Source organism: Blautia sp. DFI.6.71, assembly GCF_020593585.1.
In the GTDB taxonomy this organism is placed as follows: Bacteria; Bacillota; Clostridia; order Lachnospirales; family Lachnospiraceae; genus Blautia_A; species Blautia_A wexlerae.
Map to the genome: position 1 here is coordinate 1 of NZ_JAJDMJ010000101.1, position 3,716 is coordinate 3,716.

Genomic DNA, 3,716 nt, shown 5'->3' on the forward strand with positions numbered 1-3,716 from the left:
CAGTCCTTTTTTGATCTTTTACCTTATCGACTGATTCTATTATACCATGAATCGCATTGCAGAACAAGTGTTCTTTTCTGTTTTTTTGCAATTCATCTCCCACCTATAGAGGAAGGAGAATTCTTGCTATATATTATGTTAAAGCCATCGGCTTAACGTAACGTATCACTTCGTTTAATAAAATTGGTACAAGCATCAGTTTCTGTTTCCGGATACAAAATACCGCTCTCTCTTCCAAGTTTAAAACAACGCATCATCCATATCATGTTTCGTGCAAGATTCCGCATGGTCTGCATACCTTCTTCATCCTGAGAAGCTTCTTCTCCGTAAAGACCATGTACCATGTTCCAATAGGTAGAACCGGCGACTGGCATCTGTGCAATCCCAAAATATTTATTGATCCCATCAAGAGCTGCCGTGGTTCCTCCTCTTCTTGCTACTGCAACAGCAGCACCCGGTTTAAATTTGAAGGCGTCATAACCTCCGGCACTGTAAAAAACTCTGTCCAAAAAATCATAAATACGTCCACTTGGATGTGCAAAATATACTGGTGTTGCAAATACAAAGCCATCTGCTGTTTTAGCCTTTTCAACAAATTCATTCACACCATCATCTTTAATCACGCATTTTCCTGTTTTTTGACAGACATTACATTGAAGACAATCTGCTATCGGCTTTCCTCCAAGCTGAACAACCTCTGTCTCTACTTCTTCTGAATGAAATACCTTTATCATTTCTTCCAAAGCTGTCATTGTTGTTCCATGCAGATGACTGCTTCCGTTAACAAGCATTACTTTCATTGAATTTAACCTCCGTTGATTTTTCTATCAGTTTTGGCAAAGCACCACGTCCATAGGATATAATCCTGTTATACCGCATGGACATAAGCGTACGTCTTGCTGTTTTTTTGATACAGTTCCAGATTTTTTACGCTTATCTGTTTACTCATTTTCTTCCAAATCTTCCCATGGTTTCATCCCCATTTCTTCCCAGGTGACACCATATGGTGTGCCTCCGGAAGTGTAACCTGCAATAAAGAAAAATCTGAATACATACTGTATGTTTTATCGGCTATTACACTTTTCTGTTTTTGTTTTAAATCCTTATAGTTTTTATCCGCCCTCTGCATATTTATCCTCATTCAGTATTCTTTCTCGATTTCTTCTGTTATCCCAAACATATTTTTAAAGTCATCTAAATCCTTGGGAGACTTGATCAGCATGATTTCTTCCAGTTTTCCAGTCTGCATATCTTTGAATCCTGCCACCTGCTCACCTGTGCAAATACTTGCACGAATTACTGGTTTCATACATTCTCTATCATAAGATTTTTTAACGTTTTTCTTTTTGAACAATCCCATACTATCGCCTTCTTTCTGCTGTGCCATATCTGTACCGCCTTTACAGTTCTTATTCATCGTAATGATTATATCCACCAAACAATCCTGGCTCACTATGTCCCTGCTTATTCCCCTTATTATCATAATGCTTCATGCTGCCAAAAAATCCAGGACGGCTCTCGCCTACTTTGTGACCATTATTATCGTAGTGATTCATGCCTTCAAAAAAAGACGGAGAACTATGTCCGATTTTATTACCATTAGCATCATAATCATTCATACTGCCAAAAAATCCCAGTCGACTCTCACCTGCCTTCTTTCCATTTGCATCATAATGGTTTATGCAGCCAAATAATCCTGGTTTGCTATATCCTTTTTACTCATATCATTCTCCTCCTGATTCTTTATTCTTATATCTTAGAATAACACTCTTTTCTCTTTTTGAAATCGCATAACAGGCGACATTCACTTGCCTATGGGTTACTGTTCACTCCGTTCCCAGCAACACGCTTCGCGATGCACAGAATTTATGCTAATCGCATAAATTCGCGCAGTATGTCTCGGGTTTTCTGTGACCTTCGCTCACAAAAAACACCTCGCGGGATATTACCAGTGAACAGTAACGCCTATGGACATTATACCATCAATTACTTGTTGTTAGCTTACAAATCAAGTATAATAAAATATATTATGAAATAACTGCGCAGCATGAGGCCTGGAAGACAGGTAATCCTCATGCCTGGCGATATACGAGGGAGGAATTCTCATGGGTAAACAATCCACCAGGGAAAACAAAACTATTTACCAGCTTTGCCGAGAATCGGCAGGACTTACAAGAGCAGAGGCCAGTGAAAAAATGACTGCTGTCTCTGATTCAAAAATTGAAAAATTCGAATATGAAACACAAGAACCAACGCCTTATGATATCCTCCAGATGGCAGATGCCTATAAAAGACCAGATCTTTGCAATTATTACTGCTCTCACAAATGCGAAATAGGTCAACGTTATGTTCCTGAAATAGAAGTGACTAATTTATCAAATATCATTTTGGAGACAATTGCCAGCTTAAATGAAATCAATCCTCTTACCGGTCGCCTGATCCAAATTGCACGTGACGGTAAAATCAGCGATGATGAAATGAAGGATTTTGCTTATATCAGTAAAAAACTTGATGAAATTTCTTTAGCTATAGACTCTTTGAATCTTTGGGTAGATAAAACAGCCGGGGAGCAGGGGCTCAATCTTGAACTCTTAAATGCCGAAAAAGCAAAATTAAAATAATCCATACTGCACGAAAGGCAATGAACCATTTCTGATTCATTGCCTTTACCTTACATACGCTGTAATTGACTGACTATGCTTTCGGTTCTTCGAATTGCTTCTTCTACCTGTCTTTTTGCATTATTGATCCGATCCTGGACCACCCAGTCCACAACAAATCCATCAAAAAAATAATCCGCAAATGAAAGAAAATCTCCAGTATTGATATTTAAGTTACATGCCATATTTACATCATTTAATTCTCTGCTGAAACTACGTAGATCATACTTTGCCTGTTCCATATTCCGTTTCGCCTGGTCCATTTTGGAATGTTTTAGCATTGTAGTAAAAAATCCACCGCCAAACATATCTACCAGACCCCAGTTCTTTGCACTGTTCAGATTTTCTTTTGCCGTACGAAGACTATTCAGTGCTCTTCGGCCGGCTTCAATAGCTTCTCTCTTTTCTTTCTCAATATCATACCCCATTCGTCTTCTCCTCCTGATCCATTATGAATGTGAGGTTGCCAATGCTATAATGCCACCGACAATCAACAATGGAAAAGCAATATACATCAGTCCACCCAAAACCATACCGATCAATATCACCGGGAAGAAAATAACTGTGCAAAGTAATTTCATAATTCCCCAGGATGCTCTTAACCCAAAAACAAAAAATTTTCCTACAAACCAGATCATACAAATTGTAAACAATAATGATAACATTTTTTACCCCTCCTGAAACTTATTCTAATAAATGCCTTTTTTTGGTTCTTTTTCTGCTAAATATTCAGATGTGTTCTTCATTCCAAACTTATTACTGAATTCCGGATTTTTCTCCATTTTTTCTATTATTCGGATCAATCGAATTCTCTGTGCTACTTCCATCTGATCACCTCGTTTATATTCTTCTTTACTGTTGACATTGTCAGTATAGCAAAATATTTTTTCATAATAAACACCCATTATGAAGAATTGAACCTTTATATTTCTCGAATGTGAACGTCACATGACTGAAGTCACGTGCTTCCAGACGCTTTAGGCGTCCGACTGAATATCGGCGGATACGCCTGTAACTTAGGTACGCAGTTATGCGCATTTCCCATGCCAGATATGG

General features: G+C 38.2%; 7 protein-coding genes. 1 reads left to right on the forward strand and 6 read right to left on the reverse strand.

The annotated features are described in order from the left end of the window. Positions 1 to 152 precede the first annotated feature (152 nt). From LJE12_RS19275 to LJE12_RS19285, 3 genes are all read right to left on the reverse strand, one after another. Positions 153 to 800, reverse strand: a complete 648-nt coding sequence (locus LJE12_RS19275) for a flavodoxin family protein (RefSeq protein WP_055054354.1) — start codon at positions 798 to 800, stop codon at positions 153 to 155. Positions 801 to 1,141: 341 nt separating this feature from the next. After that, complete coding sequence (locus tag LJE12_RS19280; protein ID WP_055054355.1) at positions 1,142 to 1,360, reverse strand: hypothetical protein; 219 nt, start codon at positions 1,358 to 1,360, stop codon at positions 1,142 to 1,144. A gap of 49 nt (positions 1,361 to 1,409) precedes the next feature. Beyond that, positions 1,410 to 1,619 (reverse strand): hypothetical protein, encoded by a 210-nt coding sequence (locus LJE12_RS19285; RefSeq protein WP_055059024.1) that lies wholly within the window; start codon positions 1,617 to 1,619, stop codon positions 1,410 to 1,412. 486 nt (positions 1,620 to 2,105) lie between these two features. Between LJE12_RS19285 and LJE12_RS19290 the strand changes: the two genes are divergently transcribed. Continuing rightward, the gene (locus LJE12_RS19290; RefSeq protein ID WP_055059025.1) at positions 2,106 to 2,621 is read left to right on the forward strand and encodes a helix-turn-helix domain-containing protein; all 516 of its coding nucleotides are present in this window, start codon (positions 2,106 to 2,108) and stop codon (positions 2,619 to 2,621) included. 50 nt (positions 2,622 to 2,671) lie between these two features. On the opposite strand, the gene LJE12_RS19295 is transcribed toward LJE12_RS19290, so the two are convergent. From LJE12_RS19295 to LJE12_RS19305, 3 genes are read right to left on the reverse strand one after another with little or no spacing between them, the layout of a single operon-like run. After that, positions 2,672 to 3,088 (reverse strand): hypothetical protein, encoded by a 417-nt coding sequence (locus LJE12_RS19295; RefSeq protein ID WP_055059026.1) that lies wholly within the window; start codon positions 3,086 to 3,088, stop codon positions 2,672 to 2,674. A 21-nt stretch (positions 3,089 to 3,109) separates the two neighbouring features. Then, complete coding sequence (locus LJE12_RS19300; RefSeq protein ID WP_055059027.1) at positions 3,110 to 3,325, reverse strand: hypothetical protein; 216 nt, start codon at positions 3,323 to 3,325, stop codon at positions 3,110 to 3,112. 24 nt (positions 3,326 to 3,349) lie between these two features. Next, positions 3,350 to 3,487 carry a hypothetical protein gene (locus tag LJE12_RS19305; RefSeq protein ID WP_227227149.1) on the reverse strand — a complete coding sequence of 46 codons (138 nt, stop codon included), beginning with the start codon at positions 3,485 to 3,487 and terminating at the stop codon, positions 3,350 to 3,352. Positions 3,488 to 3,716: the final 229 nt, after the last annotated feature.